General features: G+C 71.2%; 15 protein-coding genes and 2 pseudogenes. 11 read left to right on the top strand and 6 right to left on the bottom strand.

Annotated features, from left to right (window positions below; genetic code table 11):
• Positions 1-6: 6 nt before the first annotated feature.
• Together QSK18_RS26145 and mshC are read left to right on the top strand one after the other, a co-directional pair.
• Positions 7-867, top strand: coding sequence for an SCO1664 family protein (locus QSK18_RS26145; RefSeq protein ID WP_232813048.1), 861 nt, complete (start codon positions 7-9; stop codon positions 865-867).
• Between the two features lie 76 nt (positions 868-943).
• Positions 944-2,200: a cysteine--1-D-myo-inosityl 2-amino-2-deoxy-alpha-D-glucopyranoside ligase gene (mshC, locus tag QSK18_RS26140; RefSeq protein ID WP_285624407.1), complete on the top strand. Its 1,257-nt coding sequence runs from the start codon at positions 944-946 to the stop codon at positions 2,198-2,200.
• A gap of 46 nt (positions 2,201-2,246) precedes the next feature.
• On the opposite strand, the gene QSK18_RS26135 is transcribed toward mshC, so the two are convergent.
• Positions 2,247-3,119 (bottom strand): PAC2 family protein, encoded by an 873-nt coding sequence (locus QSK18_RS26135; RefSeq protein WP_285624404.1) that lies wholly within the window; start codon positions 3,117-3,119, stop codon positions 2,247-2,249.
• Between the two features lie 196 nt (positions 3,120-3,315).
• On the opposite strand from QSK18_RS26135, the gene QSK18_RS26130 reads away from it, so the two are divergent.
• Positions 3,316-4,032 carry an HAD family hydrolase gene (locus QSK18_RS26130; protein WP_285624401.1) on the top strand — a complete coding sequence of 239 codons (717 nt, stop codon included), beginning with the start codon at positions 3,316-3,318 and terminating at the stop codon, positions 4,030-4,032.
• Positions 4,033-4,098: 66 nt separating this feature from the next.
• Here QSK18_RS26130 and QSK18_RS26125 read toward each other — a convergent pair whose 3' ends face one another.
• From QSK18_RS26125 to QSK18_RS36315, 4 genes and pseudogenes are all read right to left on the bottom strand, one after another.
• Positions 4,099-6,630: an ABC transporter permease gene (locus tag QSK18_RS26125; RefSeq protein WP_285624398.1), complete on the bottom strand. Its 2,532-nt coding sequence runs from the start codon at positions 6,628-6,630 to the stop codon at positions 4,099-4,101.
• Position 6,631: 1 nt separating this feature from the next.
• Positions 6,632-7,378 (bottom strand): ABC transporter ATP-binding protein, encoded by a 747-nt coding sequence (locus QSK18_RS26120; protein WP_232813044.1) that lies wholly within the window; start codon positions 7,376-7,378, stop codon positions 6,632-6,634.
• A 901-nt stretch (positions 7,379-8,279) separates the two neighbouring features.
• Positions 8,280-8,957, bottom strand: a pseudogene (locus QSK18_RS36050) (RecB family exonuclease); the annotation flags it as partial.
• Positions 8,958-9,278: 321 nt separating this feature from the next.
• Positions 9,279-9,416: pseudogene (locus QSK18_RS36315) on the bottom strand (PD-(D/E)XK nuclease family protein); the annotation flags it as partial.
• 208 nt (positions 9,417-9,624) lie between these two features.
• Here QSK18_RS36315 and QSK18_RS26110 point away from each other — a divergent pair.
• The 3 genes from QSK18_RS26110 (at position 9,625) to arc (ending at position 13,961) form a co-directional block, all read left to right on the top strand.
• Entirely contained in the window at positions 9,625-10,749 is a 1,125-nt protein-coding gene (locus tag QSK18_RS26110; protein ID WP_232813042.1) for a site-2 protease family protein, read from the top strand.
• Positions 10,750-10,837: 88 nt separating this feature from the next.
• Complete coding sequence (locus QSK18_RS26105; RefSeq protein ID WP_232813041.1) at positions 10,838-11,914, top strand: tRNA (adenine-N1)-methyltransferase; 1,077 nt, start codon at positions 10,838-10,840, stop codon at positions 11,912-11,914.
• A 307-nt stretch (positions 11,915-12,221) separates the two neighbouring features.
• Positions 12,222-13,961, top strand: a complete 1,740-nt coding sequence (gene arc, locus QSK18_RS26100) for a proteasome ATPase (RefSeq protein ID WP_285624388.1) — start codon at positions 12,222-12,224, stop codon at positions 13,959-13,961.
• Positions 13,962-14,061: 100 nt separating this feature from the next.
• Here the strand turns inward: arc and QSK18_RS26095 are convergent, their stop codons facing one another.
• Positions 14,062-14,490 carry a DUF3054 domain-containing protein gene (locus tag QSK18_RS26095; RefSeq protein ID WP_232813039.1) on the bottom strand — a complete coding sequence of 143 codons (429 nt, stop codon included), beginning with the start codon at positions 14,488-14,490 and terminating at the stop codon, positions 14,062-14,064.
• A 280-nt stretch (positions 14,491-14,770) separates the two neighbouring features.
• Here QSK18_RS26095 and dop point away from each other — a divergent pair, with 280 nt between their 5' ends.
• From dop to pafA, 5 genes are all read left to right on the top strand, one after another.
• On the top strand, positions 14,771-16,291 hold the full coding sequence (dop, locus tag QSK18_RS26090; RefSeq protein WP_232813038.1) for a depupylase/deamidase Dop: 1,521 nt from the start codon (positions 14,771-14,773) through the stop codon (positions 16,289-16,291).
• A 130-nt stretch (positions 16,292-16,421) separates the two neighbouring features.
• Positions 16,422-16,622, top strand: a complete 201-nt coding sequence (locus QSK18_RS26085) for a ubiquitin-like protein Pup (protein ID WP_231442057.1) — start codon at positions 16,422-16,424, stop codon at positions 16,620-16,622.
• A 142-nt stretch (positions 16,623-16,764) separates the two neighbouring features.
• Positions 16,765-17,583 (top strand): proteasome subunit beta, encoded by an 819-nt coding sequence (gene prcB, locus QSK18_RS26080; protein WP_232813037.1) that lies wholly within the window; start codon positions 16,765-16,767, stop codon positions 17,581-17,583.
• On the top strand, positions 17,580-18,458 hold the full coding sequence (gene prcA / locus QSK18_RS26075; RefSeq protein WP_232813036.1) for a proteasome subunit alpha: 879 nt from the start codon (positions 17,580-17,582) through the stop codon (positions 18,456-18,458). The genes prcB and prcA overlap by 4 nt, the downstream gene beginning before the upstream one ends.
• A 152-nt stretch (positions 18,459-18,610) precedes the next feature.
• The gene (pafA, locus tag QSK18_RS26070; protein WP_232813035.1) at positions 18,611-19,972 is read left to right on the top strand and encodes a Pup--protein ligase; all 1,362 of its coding nucleotides are present in this window, start codon (positions 18,611-18,613) and stop codon (positions 19,970-19,972) included.
• Positions 19,973-20,089 lie beyond the last annotated feature (117 nt).

Here is a 20,089-nt window from a genome sequence, read left to right as displayed (position 1 = left end):
GCGCGGATGGAAGAGCCGGAACTGCTCAAGCTGCTGGCCGAGGGCGAACTGGAGATCCAGGGCCGGATCGCCGGGGCCAGCAACGCCACGCTCTACGCGGCGGTGAGCCTGGACGGGGTGGCCACCGGCTGCGTGTACAAGCCGATCTCGGGCGAGAAGCCGCTGTGGGACTTCCCTTCCCGCACCCTGGGCCTGCGCGAGACGGCCAGCTACGTGCTGTCCGCGCACACCGGCCTGGACGTGGTCCCGCCCACCGTGCTGCGCGAGGGCCCGTTCGGCCCGGGCAGCGTGCAGCTGTGGATCAACGCGCCCGCCGACCACGAGCCGGCCACCGGCCTGGGCGGCCTGCCGCTGGCGGTCGAGCCGGTGATGGGGGAGCCGGGTGCGGGGGTGGTCGACGTGGTGGCCCCCGAGGCGCTGCCTCAGGACTGGAAGCGCGTGCTGGTGGCCGAGGACGCGGCCGGCGACCCGGTGGTCCTGGCCCACGCCGACGATCCCGGGCTGCGGCGGATCGCCCTGTTCGACGCGGTGGCCAACAACACCGACCGCAAGGGCGGGCACATCCTGCGCGGCACCGACGGCCGGCTCTACGGCGTCGACCACGGCCTCACCTTCAACCTGGACGACAAGCTGCGCACCGTGCTGTGGGGCTGGGCGGGTGAAAGGCTCGGCGAAGAGGCCTGTGAGCTTCTCGACGCCCTGGTGACCGACCTCACCGGCGACGGTGAGCTGCGCACGGTCCTGGCCGGTCTGCTGGAGGGCGACGAGATCGACCGGACCGCCCGGCGGGCCGCTCAGCTGCTGCGTCGGGGCCGGTTCCCGAAGCCGCCGGGAGACTGGGCCGCGATCCCCTGGCCACCCTTCTGACGAACTGCGTTTTATTCCCAAAACCCGCCCGGGACCTGCACAGACAGGCCCGCGGGGTGTCGGTTAGGCTCCGGACGTGATCCCCTGGCCTTCTCCCGCCGTCCCCCGTCTGCCCGGCACCGGTGCCCCGGTCCGCATCTTCGACTCCGCCGAGCGGCAGCTGGTCACCACGCAGCCCGATGGTGAGGCCCGCATCTACGTCTGCGGGATCACCCCCTACGACGCCACCCACATCGGGCACGCGTCCACCTACGTGGCCTTCGACCTGCTCAACCGCGCCTGGCGGGACGCCGGGCACGAGGTCTTCTACGTGCAGAACGTCACCGACGTGGACGACCCGCTGCTGGAGCGCGCGAACGCCACCGGCGACGACTGGCGGGCCCTGGCCGACCGGGAGACCGAGCGCTTCAAGGACGACATGATCGCCCTGGGCGTCCTCGCCCCCCGGGTGTTCATGACCGCGGTGGAGGCGATCCCACTGGTCGTCGACGCGGTGCAGAACCTGGTCAAGGCGGGCAAGGCCTACCTGGTGCCCACGCCCGACGCGCTGCACCCGGGCGCGCAGGACGTGTACTTCGACGTCACCACCGACCCGGACTTCGGCCGGGTGGCCCGGCTGTCCGACGACGAGGCCCGGGTCACCTTCGCCGAGCGTGGCGGAGACCCCGACCGGGCGGGCAAACGTCATCCGTTGGACGCTCTGCTCTGGAGGGTGGCCCGTGAGGGCGAGCCCTCGTGGGAGGGCGAGACCCTGGGTGCCGGGCGGCCGGGCTGGCACATCGAGTGCGCCTCGATCGCCCTGGAGCACCTCGGGATGGGCTTCGACGTGCAGGCCGGGGGAGACGACCTGCTCTTCCCGCACCACGAGATGAGCGCCTCGCACGGCCAGGTGATCACCGGCCAGGCGCCGTTCGCCCAGCACTACGCCCACGCCGGCATGGTCCGCCTGGACGGCGAGAAGATGAGCAAGTCCCGGGGCAACCTGGTGTTCGTGTCCAAGCTGCGCGAGGCCGGCGTGGATCCCCAGGTGATCCGCCTGGCCCTGCTGGCCCACCACTACCGCACCAGCTGGGACTGGACCGACGAGAACCTCAGCGCCGCGCAGACCCGGCTCGAGCGCTGGAAGGACGCGATGTCCCGGCAGGAGGGCGCCGACCCGGAGCCGGTGCTGGCCGCCGTACGCCAGGCCATCGGCACCGACCTGAACGCGCCTGAGGCCCTGGCCGCGGTCGACGCCTGGGTGGATGCGACGCTCGGCGGGGACACCTCGGTGGATGCTGCCCCCGGTCTGGTGGGGCGTACCGTCGACGCCCTCCTCGGCGTGCGCTTCTGAGCAGCTGAACGCAGGAAAGGCCCGCCGCAGCGGGCCTTTCCTGTTCTCACATCATGCCGGGCTTGGGACCCTCGTCACCCGGGTCCCGCCGGCGCAGGTACCGCTCGAACTCCTTGGCGATCGCCTCGCCGCTGGCCTCCGGCAGGTCGGCCGTGTCCTTCGCCTGCTCCAGCTGGCGCACGTACTCGCCGATCTCGGTGTCCTCCTCGGCCAGTTCGTCCACCCCGCGCTCCCAGGCCCGCGCGTCCTCGGGCAGGTCGCCCAGCGGGACGGTGACGTCGAGCACGTCCTCGATCCGCCGCAGCAGGGCCAGCGTGGCCTTGGGCGAGGGGGACTGCCCCACGTAGTGCGGCACCGCCGCCCACAGCGAGAGGCTGGGCAGCCCGGCCTTGGTCGCCGTGTCCTGCAGCACCCCCACGATCCCGGTCGGGCCCTCGTACCGGGAGGGCTCCACCGCCAGCTTGTCCAGCAGCCGCTCGTCGTCGCTGGTGGTGGTCACCGGGATCGGCCGGGTGTGCGGCACGTCGGCCAGCAGCGCGCCCAGCGTGATCAGGGTGCCGACCTTGAGGTCGTCGGCGTACTGCAGCACCTCCCCGACGAAGCGGCGCCAGCGCATCGACGGCTCGATCCCGCGCACGATCACCACGTCCCGGCTCGCCCCCGGCGGCCGCGCCCAGTACAGGCGGGTGGTGGGCCAGGTGATCGAGCGCCGGCCGTCCTCGTCCACGCCCACGCTGGGCCGGTTCACCTGGAAGTCGTGGTACTCCTCGGGATCCAGCTCGCCGACGCTCTGCGCCCCCCAGACCTTCTCCAGGTGCGCCATCGCCCCGCTGGCGGCCTCGCCCGCGTCGTTCCAGCCCTCGAAGGCAGCCACCATCACGGGGTCCCGCAGCGGCGGCACGCCCGACAGATCCGTCACGCCTTCTCCTCGCTCACATCTTCGTCGTCTTCGTCATCCGGCAGCCGGTGGGCCCGGTGGGCCCGTCGCGGCCCCCAGCCTAAGGGCGCCCGGGCTCTCCTGCGGATGGCTGTCCCCAACGCTCTAGACTCGCCGAAGAATCCGGCTCGGCCGCGTCCGCGCACCGTCCACCCCCAGAGGCGAGAACCACAGCATCGTGAACGACAGCCGTTCCCCCCAGCCGAACCCCTCCGCTCCCGCCCACCCCGCCGACCTCAGGGCTTCCGGCCTGCCCGCGGCGGTGCTGTGGGACATGGACGGGACCCTGGTCGACACCGAGCCGTACTGGATGGCCGAGGAGCACCTGCTGGTCTCCGAGTTCGGCGGCACCTGGTCCGACGAGCACGCGCACAACCTGATCGGCAACGCGCTGATCGACTCGGCGCACTACATCCAGGAGCACGGCGGTGTCACCCTGCCCGCCGAGGAGATCATCGACCGGCTCACCACCGGGGTGGTGCGGCGGATCGCCGTGGAGGTGCCCTGGCGGCCCGGCGCCCGCGAGCTGCTCACCGAGCTCAACGAACTGGGCGTGCCCTGCGCCCTGGTCACCATGTCGTACCGGGAGATGGCCGAGGCGATCGTCGGCACCCTGCCCGGCTCGTTCTTCCGGTTCCTGGTCACCGGAGACGAGGTCACCCGGGGCAAGCCGCACCCGGAGCCCTACCTGAAGGGCGCCGAGCTGCTCGGGCTGGCCCCGGCCCAGTGCGTGGCCATCGAGGACAGCCTGACCGGGATCGCCTCGGCCGAGGCCGCCGGGGTTCCCGTGCTGGCCGTGCAGCATCTGGTGCCGGTGCCCGAGGGCCCCGGCCGCACGGTGGTCGAGACCCTGGCCGGCTGGAGTGCCAAGGACCTGGGCCAGTTGCTCTCCTGAAAAACTTCGAACAATGGACGTCCGCCCGCCCCGATCGGGGCGGGCGGACGTCCATCGGTGGTCGGGTTACTCGGCGGTGATGGCCCGCAGCACGTCCAGGCGCACCGCGCGCCAGGCCGGCATGATCGCCGCGAACATCCCGGCGATCGCCGAGGCGACCAGGACGACCACCAGCGTCGCCCACGGGATGGACAGCGTCTCCAGCCCCTGGGAAACCAGGGCCCGCTGCAGCACCAGCCCTAGCACCAGGCCCAGCGCCATGCCCAGCACCGCACCGAACACCGCGGTGCTGACCGACTCGGCGCTGATCATCCGCCGCAGCTGACGCCGGCTCATCCCGACGGCCCGCAGCAGCCCGATCTCCCGGGTGCGCTCGAACACCGACAGGGCCAGGGTGTTCACGATGCCCAGCACCGCGATCAGCACGCTCAGCGCGAGCAGGGCGTAGATCAGGTAGAGCAGTTGGTTGATCTGCGCCGCCTGGGCGTCGGCGAACTCCTCGCCGTCCTGCACCGAGACCACCAGGAACGGCTCGACGGTCTTGGTCAGCTCCTCGCGCAGCCCGGCGGAGTCGGCCCCGTCGGACTTCACGTAGAGCAGGAAGTCACCCTGCTGAGCCGGGGGGACCGCCTCGGAGTACAGCTCCATCGGGAAGAGCACCTGGGCGTTGTCCAGCGGCAGCGAGTCCTCGATGATCCCGCCGACGGTCAGTTCCTGACCGACCTGGGTGCCGATGTCGGCCGGGGGCAGCTGGTCGCCGACCTTCCAGCCCCGGTCGTCGGCGATGCTCTGGCTGATCACCACCTGACCGGAGTCGAGCGCGTCCAGCGAGCCCGCGTTCACCTGGACCTTGATGTTCTCGCTGATCGCGCGGGCCTCGGCGGCGACCGCGTAGACCCCGTCGCCGTCGATCTGCATCGGCACGTCCCGCACGGTGGCCACCGAGGTGACCCCGGAGAGCTTCTCGACCTCGTCGGCCACCGTGGTGGGGATGACGCTCGCCCCGCCGGTGCTCAGCACGTAGTCGGCCGACAGGTCGGTCTCCACCGCCTCCGCCACGCTGGCGTTGGCCGAGGAGGCGAACACCCCGACGCTCGACATCAGGGCCAGGCCGATCATCAGCGCACTGGCCGTGGTCGCCGTGCGGCGCGGGTTGCGCAGCGCGTTCTCCCGGGCCAGCCGGCCGACGGTGCCGTAGATCCGGGTGTACGGCGCCGCCACCAGCCGGACCACCGGGCGGGTCAGCCACGGCGCGGCCACCAGCAGGCCGAGCAGCAGCAGAGCGGCGCCCAGGCCGATCAGCGGCCAGTTCGGCTCGTCACCCAGCGAACTCGGCAGCACCGCGGCGAAACCGAGCAGCACCAGCACCAGGCCGATGATGCCGCGCCGCAGCACCCCGCCCGGAGGCACCTGCGCGTCGTCGCGCAGCGCAGCCATCGGCGGCACCTTGGCGGCGCGCAGAGCCGGCATCACCGCCGACAGCATGGTCACCACCAGGCCCACCAGCAGGCTGATCACGACCGTGTTCACGCTGACCGGCAGACCACCGGTGATCTCCAGGCCGAAGGTCTCGACCAGAGCCTGCAGCCCGGCCGCGAGCAGCACGCCCAGACCGAGGCCGATCAGCGAGCCGACCAGGCCGAGGATCGCCGCCTCACCGAGCACCACCCGCAGCACCTGACCGCGGGAGGCCCCGACCGCCCGCAGCAGGGCCAGTTCCCGGGTGCGCTGGGCGACCAGCATGGAGAACGTGTTGGCGATGATGAACGCGCCCACGAACACCGCGATCGAGGCGAAGACCAGCAGGAACGTGGTGATGAAGCCGATCCCCGAGGCGACCGCGTCCTTCTGCTCGTCGTAGTACTCGGAGCCGGTGATCGCCTCGGCGCCGGCCGGGATCACCGAGGACACGGCGTCGCGCAGCTGCTCCTGGCTGACCCCGTCGTCGGCGCCCAGGGTGAACGAGGGCACCTTCCCGTCGGGCGCCCAGGTGTCGATCGCGGTCTGCTCGTCCAGCAGCACCAGGGTGGCGCCGGCCAGACCGGAGCCGAAGTCGAACGAGCCGGTGATGGTGACGTCCTGCGGGTCGTTCTGGATCAGCGCCCGCGTGGTGTCCCCGACCTTCAGGCCGGCCAGCTCGAGCGTGGTGTTCTCGACGAGCACCTCGCCCTTCTTCTCCGGGCCGCGACCGTCGGTCAGCTCGACCACCGGGTCGTCGGGGTAGTAGGCGAAGCCCAGGTTGGGGGCGCCGCCGTTGCGGGCTGCGGTGCCGTCCTCGCCGACCAGGATCGCGGTGCCGCCCATGTCGGCCGCCACCCGCTCGACCCCGTCCACCGCCTGCAGCTGTTCGCGCAACGACAGCGGCAGCGGCTCGCGCTGCCGGGTGCCGTCGAACGTGGTGGTCTCCAGCTCGGCCCCGCGCACCTGCACGTCGGTGCCGGCCGAGGTCTGCTCGACGATGCCGTCGAACGTGCGGTTGATGCTGCCGCTGAGCACCAGCGTGCCCGCGACCAGCGCCACCCCCAGGCAGACGGCCAGCGCGGTGAGCGCGAAACGCAGCCGGTGGGTGAAGATTCCCTTGACGGTGACCTTGAGCATGTCAGCTACGCCGCCCAACGGCGTCGAAGCCCCGCATCCGCTCGAGGACCTTGTCGGCCGTCGGCGCCGCCATCTCGTCGACGATCTCGCCGTCGGCCAGGAACAGCACGCGGTCGGCGTACCCGGCCGCGACCGGGTCGTGCGTGACGATCACGATCGACTGGCCGAACTCGCGCACCGAGTTCTGCAGGAACGAGAGGATCTCGGCGCTGGCCCGCGAGTCCAGGTTGCCGGTCGGCTCGTCGGCGAAGACGATCGCCGGGCGGCTGACCAGGGCCCGGGCGCAGGCGACGCGCTGCTGCTGGCCGCCGGAGAGCTCGGTGGGGCGGTGGCTCAGCCGGTCGCGCAGACCGACGGTGTCGACCACCCGGTCGAACCACTCCTGGTCGACCTTGCGCCCGGCGATGTCCAGCGGCAGCGTGATGTTCTCCTTGGCGGTCAGCGTGGGCACCAGGTTGAACGACTGGAAGATGAAACCCAGCCGGTCCCGCCGCAACTGCGTCAGCGCCTTGTCCTTCAGCCCCCGCACCCGCACCCCGTCGATCTCGACCTCGCCGTCGGTGGGCCGGTCGAGGGCGGCCATGCAGTGCATGAGGGTGGACTTGCCGGACCCGGAGGGGCCCATGATGGCCGTCATCTCACCCCGGCCGAAGTCGACGCTGACCCCCCGCAGAGCCTTGACCTGTGCCTCGCCCGTACCGTAAATCTTCTGCAGATCAACCGCTCTCGCGATCGCTTCGGTTCCCACCGTGTTCTCCCCTGAGTCGTCGGACTGCACAGCATGGGGACTCCGTATCCCCCCAGAGATCACCGGTCCGAGCCGGCCGAAGGCGCCTTGCGACGCCGACCTCGGCCGGGCCGCGGCGAGCGCGTCCCGGCAGTGATCCAATTACGCCCGAGGCATGAGCCCCCTCACCTCGGGTTCCACCCTGAGTACAACCCCGATCTTGCTCCGTACCGGGCCAGGGGTCGTCCACCGGTCGGCGGACATTTTGTCATCCGGGAGGTGGGCCGGGCCGGGAATTACCGGTCGGCCGGCTCGGCTCCGGGACGCCGGTAGGGGCAGCTCAGCAGCGTGCGGCCGGGATCAGGGGATCTCGTGGGGTGCCGTCCAAACCCTGAATTGACGGACGCCCGTGGCCGGGGACCCGACGTCGGCGGCCCTTGGGCACGGATGGGCCGGGGATGGAGATGCGGGACGGCCGGGGGCGGGCCTGGGAACCAGAGGACGAGATGGCCCGGGGAGGGCACGGGAGGGGCACGGGGAGGGGGCACGGGGAGGGAAGGCGGAAGCGGCTTCGGAACGTCTGTGTCCGGAGCGAGCAGCCGTCCGGACAATGCGGCTGGCGGCTGGCGGCTGGCGGCTGGCGGCTGGCGGCTGGCGGCTGGCGGCTGGCGGAATCGGGAGACTGGTACGCCGCGCCCTCGCTCGCCCCCTGCTCGCTCGCGCCCTACGCGACTGGCTGCTTCGGCTCCTCCGACTCGACTGGCTGCTTCGGCTCCTCCGACTCGACTGGCTGCTTCGGCTCCTCCGACTCGACTGGCTGCTTCGGCTCCTCCGACTCGACTGGCTGCTTCGGCTCCTCCGACCCGACCGGCTGCTCCGGCTCTTCCGGCGTGATGCCCAGCACCCGGGTCCGGGCCTCGGGCGGGATGGGCGGCGGGGTGCCGCCCTTGGCGGGGCAGAGGGCGTGGTGGTCGCACCAGGTGCACAGGCGGCTGGGGGAGGGGCGCCAGTCGCCGGTCTCGGCGGCCAGGGCGATCGCCTCCCACAGGGCCTTGACCTTGCGTTCTACGGCGAGCAGGTCCTGCTCGTCGGGTTCGTAGCGCAGGATCTCGCCGTTGCCCAGGTAGACCAGCTGCAGCACGGTGGGCAGGCGGCCGCGGGTGCGCCAGAGCACCAGGGCGTAGAACTTCATCTGGAACAGGGCCTTGGCCTCGAACGCCTCGCCGGGGGAGCGGCCGGTCTTGTAGTCGACCACCCGCAGCCGGCCGTCGGCCGCCACGTCGAGCCGGTCCACGTAACCGCGCAGCACCAGGTCGTTGTCGAGGGTGGTCTCGATGTAGAGCTCGCGGTCGGCCGGCTCCAGACGGGTCGGGTCCTCCAGGGCGAACCAGCGGCCGATCAGCTCCGACGCCGAGGCCAGCCAGGCCTCCAGGTCGGCCTGGGCCCCCGGCCTCTCCTGGTTCTCGCCGCCCCCGGCTGCTTCCCCGCGTGCTTCCCCGCGTGCTTCCCCAGGTGCTTCCTCGGGTGCTTCCTCGGGTGCTTGCCCGGGTGCTTGCCCGGCTGCTTCCACTGCCGGCCGCCCGGACCCGTCGCCGCTCAGAGCGGGCTGCTCCGAGGACTGCTCCGAGGTCTGCTCCAAGGTCTGCTCAGAGGTCTGCTCAGCTGGCCGTCCCCCACTCGCCGGCCCCACTGAGCCCTCGCCACCCCCGGAACCAGCACTATGGTCTTGCGAACCCGTCCCGGCCTGCTCTTGGCCGCCCGTGCGGGCCTGCTCTTCGCTGCCCGTGCGGGCCCGCTCTTCGCCGTCCGCGCCAACTTGCTCGTCACCACCCGGGCCCGGCCCCCCGAACAACTGCGCCGCCTCGGGCCGCTCGGCCAGCACCTTCTCCCAGGAAGGCTGCAGCAGATCCCGCGCGGCCTGGAGCGTGCGCTGCTCGGCGGGCAGGTCGAACAGGCTCTCCAGCACGGTGTGCACCACCGTGCCGCGCAGGGCAGCGGGGCTGGGACGCTCGGGCAGACGGTCGACCACGCGGAAGCGGTAGAGCAGAGGGCACTGCATGAAGTCGGAGGCCCGGGAGGGGGACAGGGCGGCGGCCATACGAAGACCCTAGACGTGGGGTCCGACAGTTCACCGAGCCCGCGCCCGGCGTCCGGAATGTCCCGGTGAGCGCCCGCCCGGCCTGCCCTAACATCTGCCTTGTGAGCAATCCCGGGCCCGGTGGGCAGATCCGGCACCCGCACCCGTCCCCGCCGAACGTGCGGCGACGATGAGCGCGGCCGACGAGGCCGTGCGCACCGAGTCGGGGATCCGCCTGGGCCGGGTCGGCCCGGTGCCGGTCTACCTGCGCCCGTCCTGGTTCCTGATCGCCGTGGTGATGACCGCGCTGTTCGCCCCCACCGTGCGCGCCTGGGTGGACGTGACCGGTCCGCTCACCTACGTCATCGCCCTCGTCTTCGCCCTGATCCTGCTGCTCAGCGTGTTCGTGCACGAGGCCGCGCACGCCGTGGCGGCGGCCGCCACCGGCACCCCGGCCACGGCCATCGTCCTGGACCTGTGGGGCGGTCACACCGCCTTCGACGCACCCTCGGCCTCGCCCTGGCGGGCGATCGTGGTGGCCGTCGTCGGCCCGCTGTCCAACCTGCTGATCGCGCTCGGCGCCGACCGGGCGATGGAGCAGGCCGAGCCCGGCTCGGTGGCCCGGCTGCTGCTCGCCGCCACCGCCACCTCGAACCTGGTCGTCGCAGTGTTCAACGCCCTGCCCGGCCTGCCGCTCGACGGCGGCCGGGTGGTCGAGGGCGTGGTCTGGCGGATCAGCGGCAATCGCCTGGTGGCAGCCGTGTTCGCGGGTAACGCCGGGCGGGTCGTCGCGGTCGGCACGGTGGTCTACGCGGCCTGGTCGGTGGCCACCGGCGAGCACCGGATGAGCAGCGCGGTCTGGCTGGTCCTGGTCGGTTTCCTGCTCTGGCGCGGGGCCGGGCAGGCGGTCGAGGCGGCGCGCTGGAACATCCGGGCCGAGGCGGCGCTGATCGACGACCTGTTGCAGCCCGCCGTCGCCGTCCCCTCCAACGCCACGGTGGCCGGGGCCCTGATGTCGGCTGCCGGGGCCGGGGCCACGGCCGTGGTGGTGCTCGACGTGTACGGCCGGCCGGCGGCGATCGTCGACGAGCACGCGGCGGCCGGGGTGCCCGCTGCCCGGGCCGAGGAGGTCGGGGCCAACGCGGTGGCCGAGGCCCTGCCCGACGGTGCGGTGCTCACCACCGGCCTGGCCGGGCAGTCGCTGATCCAGGCCCTGCAGGACGCCCCGTCCGCCCGTTACGCCGTGCTCGGCCCCGACGAGGTGGTGGTCGGCGTTCTCGACTGGGAAGACGTGGCCCGCTTCGTCGCCCCCTGAAGGCGGGCTGACAAACGTCCTCAAACAAAAACAGCCCCCCGGGCACCCGGCACCACCCACCCCCGCACCGCCCATAGACTCGCTCCTCATGACCGAAGCACCCCCCGCCCCGACCGGCGCCGAACACCGCCGGGGCCCGTTCCGGGAAGGTGACCGGGTGCAGCTCACCGACCCCAAGGGCCGGCTGCACACGATCACCCTCGCCCCGGGCAAGCAGTTCCACACCCACCGCGGGTACTTCCGCCACGAGGAGCTGATCGGGCAGCCCGACGGCTCGGTCGTGCGCAACACCGCCGGGGTCGAGTACCTGGCGCTGCGCCCGCTGCTGGCCGACTACGTTCTGTCGATGCCGCGCGGTGCCGCCGTGGTGTACCCGAAAGACTCCGGCCAGATCGTGCAGATGGCCGACATCTTCCCCGGGGCCCGGGTCATCGAGGCCGGTGTTGGGTCCGGCGCCCTGACCATGTCGCTGCTCAGGGCCGTGGGCGACACCGGCCTGGTGCACTCCTACGAGCGCCGCGAAGACTTCGCCGACATCGCCAGGGCCAACATCGAGACCTTCTTCGGCGGTGAGCACCCGGCCTGGCAGATCACCGTGGGTGACGTGGCCACCGACGTGGTGGAGACCGACGCCGACCGGTTCGTGCTCGACCTGCTGGCCCCCTGGGACTGCCTCGAGGCGGTGGCCAAGGCGCTCGTGCCCGGTGGCGTGCTGATCTGTTACGTGGCCACCGCCACCCAGCTCTCCCGCACCGCCGAGGCCCTGCGCGCCGACGGCCGTTTCACCGAGCCGCAGGCCTGGGAGTCGATGGTGCGCGGCTGGCACCTCGAGGGGCTGGCGGTGCGCCCGCAGCACCGCATGGTCGGTCACACCGGCTTCCTGCTCACCACCCGGCGGATGGCCGACGGGCTCACCGCGCCGGCCCGTCGCCGGCGTCCGGCCAAGGCCGCCTCCGAGGGCGAGGCCGGTGTCTCCGAGGCCTGGGGCGAGTGGACCGCCGACGACCTCGGCGAGCGCCCGGTGTCCGACAAGAAGGTGCGCAAGGTGCGGCGCGAGGTCACCAACACGCCGTCGGAGCTGGTTGCGCTGCAGGAAGATCTGGACACCGACCCCGCCGCGGAACACGACGACGACCCGCGTCCAGGTTTCGATCCTGCTAATTGATGGCTTCCCGGACTGGATTTTTCGCCGTTCGCGGGTAAAGGTCGGTCCAAGGAGCGGTCCTGGCCGGTCGGGAGAACAGGGGAGGAGATCTGCGTCACCTTGGCTGTCCGGCAGTGGAAGTCTCGGTGACGATTGAGCCACCCATTGTCACTCCGAACGTGTCAGGATGCTCCTTTCCCGGTCGCCGACGGAGTGGGCCGGGCACGAGATTTCATCTCGTGGATGGATTTACGCCGCCACGCCGTTAGGTGTGCAGGCGGGCTAGGGTCGAGTCATCGACCTTGCGCCGGACGGGAGGGTTACCGCCATGACCGACCACAGCAGCGGGTACGGCCTTGACGAGACCGCGCTTCGTCGCGAGATCGTTCGCCTCCAGCAGGAGGTCGAGCGTCTCTCGGCAGCGCGGATTCCAGGGGCGGCGGGCGACGAGATCGACCGCCTCCGGGCCCAGGTGAACCAGCTCGGATCCCAGAACGAGCGCCTCGCGAGCACCCTGCGCGACGCGCGTGAGCAGATCGTCCAGCTCAAGGCCGAGGTGGACCGGCTCGCCCAGCCGCCCAACACCTTCGGCGTCTACGTCGGCCCGGCCGAGGACGGCACGGTCGAGGTGATCAGTTCCGGCCGCAAGATGCGGGTCGCGCTGAGCCCCTCGATCGACGTCGAGGAGCTCGTCGAGGGCCAGGAGCTGATGCTCAACGAGGCGTTCAACGTGGTCGCGGCCCGGGCCTTCGAGCAGACCGGCGAGATCGTCATCCTCAAGGAGATCCTCGACGAGGGCCGGCGCGCCCTGGTGGTCGCGCACGCCGACGAGGAGCGGGTCGTGCACCTGGCCGGCTCGCTGCGTGACCCCGAGGTCAGGCTCAAGGTCGGCGACGCGCTGACGATGGACCCGCGGGCCGGTTTCGCCTACGAGAAGGTGCCCAGGGCCGAGGTCGAGGAACTGGTCCTCGAAGAGGTCCCGGACATCGACTACTCCGACATCGGTGGCCTCGGCCCGCAGATCGCGAACATCCGCGACGCCGTGGAACTCCCGTTCCTGCACCCCGAGCTGTACAAGGAGCACGGGCTCAAGCCGCCGAAGGGGGTCCTGCTGTACGGCCCTCCCGGCTGCGGCAAGACCCTGATCGCCAAGGCGGTGGCGCGCTCGCTGGCCAAGAAAGCGGCCGAGGCCCGGGGGCAGAAGGACTCGAAGTCCTACTTCCTCAACGTCAAGGGCCCGGAGCTGCTGAACAAGTACGTCGGCGAGACCGAGCGGCACATCCGGCTGATCTTCAGCCGGGCCCGCGACAAGGCCTCCGAGGGCACCCCGGTGGTGGTGTTCTTCGACGAGATGGAGTCGCTGTTCCGCACCCGCGGTTCCGGGGTCTCCAGCGACGTGGAGACCACGATCGTCCCCCAGCTGCTCTCCGAGATCGACGGTGTCGAGCGGCTCGAGAACGTGATCGTGATCGGCGCCTCCAACCGGGAGGACATGATCGACCCGGCGATCCTGCGCCCGGGCCGGCTGGACGTGAAGATCAAGGTGCAGCGGCCCGACGCCGAGGGCGCGAAGGACATCTTCACCAAGTACCTCACCGAGGACCTCCCGCTGCACCCGGACGACCTGGACGCCAACGGCGGCTCGCGCAACGCCACGGTCGAGGCGATGATCCTGCGCACGGTCGAGCGGATGTACGCGGAGTCCGAGGAGAACCAGTTCCTCGAGGTCACCTACGCCAACGGCGACAAGGAGATCCTGTACTTCAAGGACTTCAACTCCGGTGCGGTGATCCAGAACATCGTCGACCGGGCGAAGAAGGCGGCGATCAAGAACTTCCTCGACTTCGGCCAGCGCGGTATCCGCCTGGAGCACCTGCTCCAGGCCTGCGTGGACGAGTTCAAGGAGTCGGAGGACCTGCCGAACACCACCAACCCGGACGACTGGGCCCGGATCTCCGGCAAGAAGGGTGAGCGGATCGTCTACATCCGCACGATCATCCAGGGCAAGCAGGGCACCGAGCCCGGCCGCACGATCGACACGGTGGCCAACACCGGTCAGTACCTGTAGGGCACGTCCGACAACGGTTCCGGCCGGCTCACCTCGTGCGAGGTGGGCCGGCCGGAGCAGTTTTGTTTGAGGACGTTCGTGAGCGCCGGTTCGGGGGGGGTCAGGAAACCCGTTCCGGCTGCAGCGCGCGCGTGGAGGTGCGGATCTGGCGCATCGCCAGCATCCGCGCGGCCACCCGCCAGCCCACCAGGGTGGCGGCCAGGAAGAGCGAGGCGACCACGACGAACGAGGTGGGCGTGCCCTCGGTCTGGACCACGTTGCGCAGGACCATGCCCACGAGCAGGGTCTTGAACAGCACCATCGCGGCGCCGGTCAGGCTGGCCGGGGCCAGCCGGAAGGCCACCACGCCCACGTAGCCGCCGACCACGCCCAGCCAGAACGGCCAGCCGGTGTCGAGGACGCCGGACAGGGTGAGGCCCTCCTCGTGGGAGTTGCGGCCGATGGTGACGAAGACCAGGACACAGGCCAGGTCGGCGAGGGCAGCCACGGCCAGCGCGCGCGGGTTCTGCCGGGTGGGGGAGGGGATCATGACCGGGAGGCTCCTTCTTCGTGCTCGACGGCACCGGGTTCGGCCGCAGGCGGTTCTCCGGTCGCCGGTGCCCGCACAGTTCACGCACCGCGACTCGTACCGCCGCACAGTAGTCGTAGAGCGTGGTTCGACTGACCCTAACCCGTGAGGAACCCGCCCGAACCCGCCTCCGGCCCGCGCCCACCCGTGCCGGAGGGGCCCGTCCTCGACAGCCAGCCTAGGCTGGCTGCATGACGGGCTGGATGAGCGGTACCAAGGCCGGACCCCGGGCGGGGCACCGATGAGCGCGCGCCGGGTGATGGGGATCGAGACCGAGTACGGGGTCTCCGCCCCCGGCGACCCCGCGGCGAACGCCATGCTGATGTCGTCGCAGGTGGTCAACGCGTACGCGGCGCCGCTGGGCAGCCGGGCGGGCCGGGCCCGCTGGGACTACGAGGACGAGGCGCCGCTGCGCGACGCGCGGGGCTGGGAGATCACCCGGGAGAGCGCCCACTCCAGCCAGCTCACCGACGCCCCGGAGGACCCGGGGCTGGCCAACGTGATCCTGACCAACGGCGCCCGGCTCTACGTCGACCACGCCCACCCCGAGTACTCCTCGCCCGAGGTCACCAGCCCGCGCGACGTGGTGCTCTGGGACAAGGCGGGCGAGCAGGTGATGCTCGAGGCCTGCCGGCGGATCGCCGCCAATCCCGGTCTGGGCGAGGTGAACCTCTACAAGAACAACACCGACAACAAGGGCGCCTCCTACGGCACCCACGAGAACTACCTGATGCGCCGCTCCACGCCGTTCGCCGACGTGGTCCGCCACCTCACCCCGTTCTTCGTCACCCGGCAGGTGTTCACCGGCGCCGGCCGGGTCGGCCGGGGCCAGGACGGCACCGGCACCGGCTTCCAGATCTCCCAGCGGGCCGACTTCTTCGAGGTCGAGGTGGGGCTGGAGACCACGCTCAAGCGGCCGATCATCAACACCCGCGACGAGCCGCACGCCAGCGCCGACCGCTTCCGCCGGCTGCACGTGATCATCGGCGACGCCAACCTGTGCGAGGTGGCCACGCTGCTCAAGGTCGGCACCACCAACCTGGTGCTGCAGATGATCGAGGACGCGGCGTTCACCCAGGACCTGTCGGTGGAGCGCCCGGTGGGCACCCTGCACGACATCTCCCACGACCCCACGCTCAAGCAGCACCTGACCCTGCGCGACGGCCGCTCGATGACCGCCGTGGAACTGCAGTGGCTGTTCTTCGAGCAGGCCAGCGCCTACGTGGCCGACCGCTACGGCGACGACGCCGACGAGGCGACCACCGACGTCCTGAACCGGTGGGAGAGCATCCTGACCCGGCTGGGCCAGGACCCGATGCTCTGCGCCCGCGAGCTGGACTGGGTGGCCAAGCTGCGCCTGCTCGAGGGGTTCCGCAACCGCGAGGGCCTGAACTGGGACGCGGCCCGGCTGCAGCTGATCGACCTGCAGTACGCCGACGTGCGGCCGGAGAAGGGGCTGTACCACCGGCTCCTCTCGCGCGGGCAGGTCGAGCGGGTGGTCACCGACGCGGAGATCGCCGAGGCGGTGCACGAGCCGCCGCACGACACCCGGGCCTACTTCCGCGGCCGCTGCCTGGCCCGCTACGGCGACAACATCGCGGCCGCCTCCTGGGACTCGGTGATCTTCGACATCCCGGGCCGGGGCGCCCTGCAGCGGGTGCCCACCCTCGACCCCTCCCGCGGCACCCGGGAACACGTGGAGGCCCTGCTGCAGCGCTGCGAGACGGCCGCCGAACTGGTCGACGCGCTGGCGGCGGAGTGAATCCGGGCCGTCACACGTTGTCGGGAGAGTAAAACTTCGCAGTAGTGGGCAATGGCACGCGCCGAAATCGCGGACGCATGCCTAGGATCACTGCAAGGAAGTGCACTCATTCAGAGCGCAGGAGGCAGTCATGGCCGGCCAGGAACAGCAGCGCCCGACCCGACGCGACGAAGAGCCCGCCGACGACGCGGCCCCCGAGGCCCCGCCCGCGGCTCCCGCCGCCCAGACCACGGATGCCGACGTGGACGCGATCCTCGACGAGATCGACGACGTCCTGGAGAGCAACGCCGAGGAGTTCGTCAAGGGATTCGTTCAGAAGGGCGGCCAGTGACGGCAGCTCTCCGGGGTGGACCGGGCCCGGCCCGGCCCACCCCCGCTGCCGCCGCCGACCACCACCGACGTTCGCCGCACGCGGAAAACTTCTGCGGTCTTCCCGGTGAGCGAACGTCGCCCGTCTGGATAGGGTTTCGCCCGTGACTGCTGCCGATCCCTTCCGTGAAGGGCGGTTGCCGGAGGCGTTCTTCACCCCGGGCAACTCCTCTTTCACAGACTTCCTCGCCGCCCACGCCGACCATCTCCTCCCGGGCCGGAGCCTGCCCGCCGGAGCCGTGATGCCCGAACTCCCGCACGCCACCACCATCGTCACCGTCACCTTCGACGGCGGGGTCGTGATGGGTGGCGACCGCCGGGCCACGTCGGGCAACTACATCGCCCACCGGGAGATGGAAAAGGTCTACCCGGCCGACGACTACAGCGTCGTCGGGATCTCCGGGGCGGTCGGCCCGGCGATCGAGATGATCAAGCTGTTCCAGGTCGAGCTGGAGCACTACGAGAAGATCGAGGGCGCCCTGATGTCCCTCGACGGCAAGGCCAACCGGCTGGCCACCATGCTGCGCGGCAACCTGCCGCTGGCCATGCAGGGCCTGGCCGTGGTGCCGCTGTACGCCGGCTACGACCTGGACCGCAACGTCGGGCGGATCTTCAGCTACGACGTCAGCGGCGCCCGGTTCGAGGAGCACAGCTACCAGAGCACCGGCTCCGGCTCGCTGTTCGCCAAGGGCTCGCTGAAGAAGCGCTGGCGTCCCGGACTCGACGCCGGTGAGGCGGTCTCGGTGGTGCTGGAGGCCCTGCAGGACGCGGCCGACGACGACTCGGCCACCGGCGGCTCGGACGTTGCCCGGCGGATCTACCCGGTGGTCGCGGTGGTCGACGCCGAGGGCTACCGCAGGCTCGGCCAGGACGAGACCGAAGCCGCCTTCCAGGCCCTGACCGAGCGAGGCGACGCCCGATGAGCATGCCCTTCTACGTCCCGCCCGAGCAGCAGATGAAAGACCGGGCGGACTACGCCCGGCGCAACATCGCCCGGGGCCGCCCGGTCATCGTGCTGCAGTACGACAACGGCATCGCCTTCGTCGCCGAGAACGCCTCCCGCTCGCTGCACAAGATCAGCGAGATCTACGACCGGATGGCGTTCGCCGCGGCGGGCCGCTACAACGAGTTCGAGAACCTGCGGGTGGCCGGGGTGCGCTACGCCGACCTGCGCGGGTACTCCTACGACCGCAGCGACGTGACGGCCCGGGGCCTGGCCAACGCCTACGCCCAGATCCTCGGCAACGTGTTCACCCAGGACTCCAAGCCGATGGAGGTGGAGATCGCGGTCGCCGAGGTCGGCCGGACCCCCGACGGCGACCAGATCTACCGGCTCACCTACGACGGATCCGTGGCCGACGAGCAGGGTTTCGTGGTGATGGGCGGTCAGGCCGACACCATCTCCACGGGCATGCAGGAGCGCTGGCGGCCGGGTCTGACGTTGTCGGCGGCGCTGACCCTGGCGGTCGAGATGCTGGCCCGCGACAGCACCAACGGCAGCGACCGCACCCTGACCAGCGACCGGCTCGAGGTGGCGGTGCTCGACCGGGCCCGTCCACGGCGGGCCTTCCGCCGCCTGGGCGGTCCGCTGCTGGAGGCCCTGCTGGCCCCCGACGACCCGACCACCGACGTCCCCAGCAGCGACGACGCCCGGCCCGGGGCGCACGACACGCTCACCGGCGACCAGACGCCGCCGGCCGCGCCCGCCCCGGCCCCCGAGCCCGGTGACCCGGTCTCGACCGAGCCGGACCAGCAACCCGGCCACCCCCACGAGAGTTCGGGCGGAACCGAGGCATGACCGGATCGCTGCCGTTCGGTCCCGGCGGGAGGGGGCTCGCCGGGCCCGGCAGCGACCTGCCCCGTTTCCCCGCGGACGATCCGGGCGAATCCGCGGTCAATGCAATGCCGCACACTGGTGCCAATGGGCGAGAAGGCACCTACAGTAAGGGAATGGACCGCCGAATCTTCGGGCTGGAGACGGAATACGGGGTTACGTGCGCCTTCGAGGGGCAGCGCAAGCTGTCGCCCGACGAGGTGGCGCGTTACCTGTTCCGGAAGGTCGTCTCCTGGGGCCGCTCCAGCAATGTCTTCCTCCGCAACGGTGCCCGGCTGTACCTCGACGTCGGTTCGCACCCCGAGTACGCCACCCCCGAGTGCGACGACGTGCGGCACCTGGTCGTCCACGACCGGGCCGGCGAGCGGATCCTCGAGGGTCTGCAGGTCGACGCCGAGCGCCGGCTGCACGAAGAGGGCATCGCCGGCGACGTCTTCCTGTTCAAGAACAACACCGACTCGGCCGGCAACTCCTACGGCTGCCACGAGAACTACCTGGTCTCGCGGCACGGTGAGTTCGGGCGGATGTCCGACATCCTGATCCCGTTCCTGGTCACCCGGCAGATCCTGGTCGGGGCGGGCAAGGTGCTGCAGACCCCGCGGGGCGCGGTCTACTGCCTCTCGCAGCGGGCCGACCACATCTGGGAGGGCGTCTCCAGCGCCACCACCCGGTCGCGGCCGATCATCAACACCCGCGACGAGCCGCACTCCGACGCCGAGCGCTACCGGCGCCTGCACGTCATCGTCGGCGACTCGAACATGTCCGAGACCACCACGATGCTCAAGGTCGGCGCCACCGACCTGGTGCTGCGGATGATCGAGGCCGGGGTGGTGCTGCGCGACCACACGCTGGAGAACCCGATCCGGGCGATCCGCGAGATCAGCCACGACCTCACCGGCCGGCGCAAGGTCCGCCTGGCCAACGGCCGGGAGGCCACCGCGCTGGAGATCCAGGAGGAGTACCTGGCCCGGGCCAAGGACTTCGTGGAGAGCCGGGGCCTGCAGACCGACACGGTGAAGCGGGTCCTCGACCTCTGGGAGCGCGGGCTGCGGGCGATCTCCACCGGCGACCTGTCGCTGGTCGACCGCGAGCTCGACTGGGTGATCAAGCACCGGCTGATCGAGCGCTACCGGGCCAAGCACGGCCTGCCGCTGTCGTCGCCCCGGATCGCCCGGATCGATCTGGCCTACCACGACATTCACCGGGAACGCGGACTGCACTACCTGCTGATGAAGAAGGGCATGGTGGAGCGGGTCGGGGCCGACATCGAGGTCTTCGAGGCCACGTCGGTGCCGCCGCAGACCACCCGGGCCAAGCTGCGCGGCGACTTCGTCCGCCGGGCCCAGGAGCGGCGTCGCGACTTCACCGTCGACTGGGTGCACCTGAAGCTGAACGACCAGGCCCAGCGCACGGTGCTGTGCAAGGACCCGTTCCGTTCGGTCGACGAGCGGGTCGAGCGGCTGATCCAGAGCATGTGAGGCGGGTCCGGTCCCGCCGCGAGGCGCGCGGGACCGGACTGCGCCCGTGGCCGCGGGCGACGCGAGGCATCTTCCACGCTCAGGAAAATGCCCTAGGGTGTTCGCCGTCCCGTTCCC

This window comes from Kineosporia sp. NBRC 101677 (genome assembly GCF_030269265.1).
Lineage (GTDB): Bacteria > Actinomycetota > Actinomycetes > Actinomycetales > Kineosporiaceae > Kineosporia > Kineosporia rhizophila.
This window is presented reverse-complemented; position numbering and strand designations above follow the sequence as displayed.

Coding starts and splice junctions, on each gene's coding strand:
- arc (WP_285624388.1), top strand. CDS start 12,222: ATGACCGACCACAGCAGCGGGTACGGCCTTGACGAGACCGCGCTTCGT.
- QSK18_RS26095 (WP_232813039.1), bottom strand. CDS start 14,490: ATGATCCCCTCCCCCACCCGGCAGAACCCGCGCGCGCTGGCCGTGGCT.
- pafA (WP_232813035.1), top strand. CDS start 18,611: ATGGACCGCCGAATCTTCGGGCTGGAGACGGAATACGGGGTTACGTGC.
- prcA (WP_232813036.1), top strand. CDS start 17,580: ATGAGCATGCCCTTCTACGTCCCGCCCGAGCAGCAGATGAAAGACCGG.
- QSK18_RS26145 (WP_232813048.1), top strand. CDS start 7: ATGGAAGAGCCGGAACTGCTCAAGCTGCTGGCCGAGGGCGAACTGGAG.
- QSK18_RS26125 (WP_285624398.1), bottom strand. CDS start 6,630: ATGCTCAAGGTCACCGTCAAGGGAATCTTCACCCACCGGCTGCGTTTC.
- QSK18_RS26085 (WP_231442057.1), top strand. CDS start 16,422: ATGGCCGGCCAGGAACAGCAGCGCCCGACCCGACGCGACGAAGAGCCC.
- QSK18_RS26110 (WP_232813042.1), top strand. CDS start 9,625: ATGAGCGCGGCCGACGAGGCCGTGCGCACCGAGTCGGGGATCCGCCTG.
- dop (WP_232813038.1), top strand. CDS start 14,771: ATGAGCGCGCGCCGGGTGATGGGGATCGAGACCGAGTACGGGGTCTCC.
- QSK18_RS26105 (WP_232813041.1), top strand. CDS start 10,838: ATGACCGAAGCACCCCCCGCCCCGACCGGCGCCGAACACCGCCGGGGC.